The 4,751-nt window shown below is 74.1% G+C and carries 4 protein-coding genes and 1 pseudogene; 3 read left to right on the forward strand and 2 right to left on the reverse strand.

Annotation, left to right across the window (positions count from 1 at the left end; translation table 11 throughout):
* Positions 1–167: 167 nt before the first annotated feature.
* Both VR44_RS27870 and mshA read right to left on the reverse strand, forming a co-directional pair.
* Positions 168–683, reverse strand: coding sequence for a type III secretion system chaperone family protein (locus VR44_RS27870; protein WP_045950378.1), 516 nt, complete (start codon positions 681–683; stop codon positions 168–170).
* A complete protein-coding gene (mshA, locus tag VR44_RS27875; protein ID WP_045950376.1) occupies positions 676–2,058 on the reverse strand; it encodes a D-inositol-3-phosphate glycosyltransferase in 1,383 nt (460 codons plus the stop codon). Before mshA ends, VR44_RS27870 begins: the two co-directional genes overlap by 8 nt.
* A 226-nt stretch (positions 2,059–2,284) precedes the next feature.
* Here mshA and VR44_RS27880 point away from each other — a divergent pair, with 226 nt between their 5' ends.
* The 3 genes and pseudogenes from VR44_RS27880 to VR44_RS43030 form a co-directional block, all read left to right on the forward strand.
* Positions 2,285–3,097, forward strand: coding sequence for a class I SAM-dependent methyltransferase (locus tag VR44_RS27880; RefSeq protein WP_211275136.1), 813 nt, complete (start codon positions 2,285–2,287; stop codon positions 3,095–3,097).
* A 320-nt stretch (positions 3,098–3,417) separates the two neighbouring features.
* Positions 3,418–4,368: a C40 family peptidase gene (locus VR44_RS27885; protein ID WP_245692353.1), complete on the forward strand. Its 951-nt coding sequence runs from the start codon at positions 3,418–3,420 to the stop codon at positions 4,366–4,368.
* 191 nt (positions 4,369–4,559) lie between these two features.
* A pseudogene (locus VR44_RS43030) lies at positions 4,560–4,751 on the forward strand (phosphatase); the annotation flags it as partial.

Here is a 4,751-nt window from a genome sequence, read left to right on the forward strand (position 1 = left end):
CCCCCACCCGCAGACGACTACCGGCCCCGGCCAATGGCAACGGCCCGCAGACGACACACGCGCCCCGACCGGGGCCCGGGACCCCGCCCGGCCGCCGCCGGACGGAGTCCGGCGCAGCGCCGCGAAGCCGGTAAGGCCCGCCAGGGCCGCACCGCGCGAGCGGCGCGTCAGGAAGGGCGCGGCGCGTCAGGAAGGGGGGCGGTCGGGCGGGTCAGGTGTTTGAAGGCGTCCAGGTTGTGGGTGGGTTCGCCCCGCGACGTCCGCCATTCGTACTCGCGCCGGATCGCGCTCGCGAACCCCAGCTCCAGGAGGGTGTTGAAGGCGCCGTCGGCCGCTTCCAGGACCGTCCCGAGGAGGCGGTCCAGGTCGTCCGGGGTGACGACCGAGAGGGGGAGGCGCGCCGTGAGGTAGACGTCGCCGAGCGGGTCGACCGCGTACGCCATCCCGTACAGCTTGAGGTTGCGCTCCAGCAGCCAGCGGTGGACGCCCGCCTCGTTCTCGTCGGGGTGGCGGATGACGAACGCGTTCAGCGAGAGCGAGTGGCGGCCGACCCGCAGGGAGCAGGTGGTGCTCAGCTTGCGGGTGCCGGGCAGCTGGACGACGTACGTGCCGGGCTGGGGGTTCTCCCAGGTCAGCTCGGCGCCGGACAGCGTGGACTCGATGATCGCGGCGGTGTCAGCCATGGTGGGAGCGTACGCGACGGCGGTGATCATGCATCGCCGCGGTGTACACGTCGGCGGTCCCGCTGGCGGCGGTGTCCCAGCCGAAGTGCTGGGCGTGCCGTGCGGCGGCGGCGCCCATGCGGGCCGTGAGGCCGTCCTCGTCGACGAAGCGGCGCAGGGCGCGGGCGTAGTCGACGGGGTCATGGCCGGCGACGAGGATGCCCGTGGTCCCGTCGTCGACGGCGACGGGCAGGCCCCCGACGGCCGCGGCGAGGACGGGTGTGCCCGTGGCCTGGGCCTCGATGGCGACGAGCCCGAAGGACTCGCTGTACGAGGGCATGACCAGGACGGACGCCGCCCGGAACCAGTCGGCGAGCTGGTCCTGGGCCACCGGCGGGTGGAAGTGGACGAGGTCGGTGATGCCGAGCTTCGCGGCGAGCTTCTGCAGCCCCTCGGGCTTGGCGAGGCCGCTGCCGCTGGGGCCGCCGACGACGGGGACGAAGAGGCGGCCGCGGAGGGAGGGGTCGCGGTCGACGAGTTCGGCGACGGCGCGCAGCAGGATGTCGGGGGCCTTGAGGGGCTGGATGCGGCCCGCGAAGAGGGGGATCACGGCGTCCTGCGGCAGGCCGAGCCGGGCGCGGGCGGCGGCGCGACCGTCGCCGGGGGTGAAGCGGTCGAGGTTCACGCCGGGGTGGACGACGGCGACCTTGCCGGGGTCGGCGTCGTAGTGCCGGACGAGTTCGTCGGCCTCTTCGGCGGTGTTGGCGATCAGCCGGTCGGCGGCGGTGACGATCTGGGTCTCGCCGATGACGCGGGCGGCGGGCTCGGGGGTGTCGCCCTCGGCGAGCGCGGCGTTCTTGACCTTGGCCATGGTGTGCATGGCGTGGACGAGGGGGACGCCCCAGCGTTCGGCGGCGAGCCAGCCGACGTGGCCGGAGAGCCAGTAGTGGGAGTGGACGAGGTCGTAGTAGCCGGGGCGGTGGCCGGCCCAGGCCTGCATGACGCCGTGGGTGAAGGCGCACAGCTGGGCGGGGAGCTCCTCCTTGGCGAGGCCCTCGTAGGGGCCCGCGTCCACGTGCCGGACGAGGACGCCGGGGGCGAGCTCGACGACGGGCGGCAGGCCGCCGGTGGTGGCCCGGGTGAAGACCTCCACCTCGATGTTGATCGCGGCGAGGCGGCGGGCCAGCTCCACGATGTAGACGTTCATGCCGCCGGCGTCGCCGGTGCCGGGCTGGTGCAGGGGGGAGGTGTGCACGCTGAGCATGGCGACGCGGCGGGGCTTGCGGTGGTGGCCCACGGCCGGGAGGCGCAGGCGGGGCGCGTCCTGGCGGGCACCGCGGGCGGCGGCGATGCGGCCGCTGATGCTGCCGCCGAGGCGGGACACGTACTGGCTCAAGGGAGCAGTTCCTCTCGCTCGGATCGCGCGGACGGCGGGCTGTGCGGTGTGCCGGTGGGGCGGCACGGATGACGGCATGCGTGTGACGGCATGCGTGCGGGAGCGCGCGCGGCGCCCTGCAAGGAGTGCAACCCGAACGGCCGTCCCCCGCATTCCGGGGAAGGGGAACTTCTGCCCGGCAAGCCGCATTTTTTTGCGGGCCGGGCGCTCCGCTTACGCTCGGCGCATGGTCTCCCGCAGCACTCCGCCACCCCCGAAGCGCCCCGTGGGCACCGTGACGCGCGGGACGACGAACCCGAACCGGCTGCGGCGCATGGACCGCTGGATCGCCGCCGTGCACGGGGCGGCGCTGCGCCGGGCGGACGCGCCGGTGGCGGTGGACCTGGGGTACGGGGCGGCGCCGTGGACGGCGGTGGAGCTGCTGGCGCGGCTGCGGGAAGCGGCGCCGCGGGTGCGGGTGGTCGGGATCGAGATCGAGCCCGCCCGGGTGGCGGGGGCGAAGCCGTACGAGCGGGAGGGGCTGAGTTTCCGGCACGGGGGGTTCGAGGTGCCGCTGGAGGGCGGGGAGCGGCCCGCGCTGATCCGGGCGGCGAACGTGCTGCGGCAGTACGAGGAGGAGCAGGTCGAGGCGGTCTGGGGGCGGCTGTGCGACCGGCTGGCGCCGGAGGGGCTGCTGGTGGAGGGGACCTGTGACGAGATCGGCCGGCGGCACGTGTGGGTGGCGCTGGGGCCGGAGGGGCCGCGGACGGTGACGTTCGCGACGCGGCTGGGTTCGCTGGAGCGGCCGTCGGACCTGGCGGAGCGGCTGCCGAAGGCGCTCATCCACCGGAACGTGCCGGGGGAGCCGGTGCACGCGTTCCTGCGGGACTTCGACCGGGCTTGGGCGGCGGCCGCGCCGTACGCCTCGTACGGGGCGCGGCAGCGGTGGATCCGGACGGCGCGGGCGCTGGCCGGCGACTGGCCGCTGGCGGACGGGCCGGTGCGGTGGAGGCAGGGGGAACTGACGGTGCGGTGGGAGGCCTTGCGCCCGGCGGGGTGAACCTCGCGCGGTGGGGAACCGGCAGTGGGAGCGGCCCGTTGAGTCGTGCGGGGTGGACGGTGCGTGGCCGGTCATGATCGGAGCGGAATCCGGAGGGTGTTGGAATTCGCCGGTTCATGGCACCATCCCGGAGACAGTGCGAAGTTACTGATGAATAGTCAGATCTGATGTCGGGTGACATCCGTGGCATCCACTCTGACTCGGGGCGCCTGGGGGAGCCATGGGGACCGTGAAGCGAGCGCCGTCGCGGCGGATGGGGACGTCCGCCCTGACCCTGCTGTGCGCGATGGCGATACTGACGGCCCCCGGTCTCGCGACGGGTGCGGCCTTCGCGGCCCCCGCCGCCCCCGCCGCCCCGTCGGCGCCCGCAGCTCCTCTACCGCCAGGCCGGCAGCGCGACGGACGCGTACAACCTGGCGGAGAGCGAGACCAAGGCGCAGTCCGAGCGGATCGTCCAGATCGCCAAGCTGGTGGTGGCGGGCCAGGACCGGATCTCCACCCTGAAGGACCGCGCGGGGGCCGCCGCCCGCGCCCAGTACCGCTCGAACGGCCTGCCGCCGGGCGCGCGGCTCGCGTTGAGCGACAGTCCGTCCGACTTCCTCGACGGGGCGGGCCGGTTGCGGCAGGGCGAGAAGGCCACCACGGACCTGCTGGCGGAACTGAACCGCACCCAGGCCGATTTGGAGCGGTACGCGAAGGACGCCGGGGCCGTCTGGCAGAAGATGGAGGAGAACCGGGTCAAGAAGGAAGCCGCCAAGAAGGAGATCGAGGGCAAGATCAAGGCGGCGGAGGACCTGGAGAGCAGGCTGGCGGCCGAGGAGAAGGCCCGGCTGCTCCAGCTGGAGCAGGAAGCCCAGTACCAGGCGCAGACGGCGTGGCTGTCGTCGGGCGCGATGAAGGACGTCAAGGGCCTGGCCTCGGATGCCGGGAAGCGGGCGGTGCAGTTCGCCACCGCGCAGATGGGCAAGCCGTACGTCTGGGGTGCGGAGGGTCCGGCGTCCTACGACTGCTCGGGACTCACCTCGCAGGCGTGGCTGGCGGCGGGCCGGCCGATCCCGCGCACCTCGCAGGAGCAACTGCGGCTGCTGCCGAAGGTCGCACTGAAGGACATGCGGCCGGGGGACCTGATCATCTACTTCGACGACGCGAGCCATGTCGGGATGTACGTCGGGGACGGGGCGATCGTGCACGCACCCCGGCCGGGGCGGAACGTGACGATGGCCGGCGCCGGCTCGATGCCGATCAAGGCCGTGGTCCGCCCCGACGCGTAGGCCGGCCCGGACGACGCCGGGGCCGCCGCGCGGGGCCGTCTCACCGCCCCGCGCAGCGGCCCCACCCGCACCCGAGCCGTGACGTTGGTCATTGCAGGTGGGCGGGTTTCCGACGGGATGGGGGCATATGACACCCGGCCCCGACCGTTTCGGCATTCCCCCGCCCCACCCCCGCCCGCTAGGGTCCCGGCATGAGCGCACTTCCGGGGGGAGGCAAGGAACCGGAGACGATGCCCGTACCTGTACCGCGGCAGAGGGAAACCCCCGCCCCGGAGAACGGCGGCCCCGCCCCCCAGACGGCGGCGGCCTCGCTGACCCTGCTGGTCATCGAGGACGACCCCGCGGGCGGCCTCACCGTCCCCGAGATCCTCGACGCCACGGCC

It is taken from the genome of Streptomyces katrae (assembly GCF_000966975.1).
Lineage (GTDB): Bacteria > Actinomycetota > Actinomycetes > Streptomycetales > Streptomycetaceae > Streptomyces > Streptomyces katrae.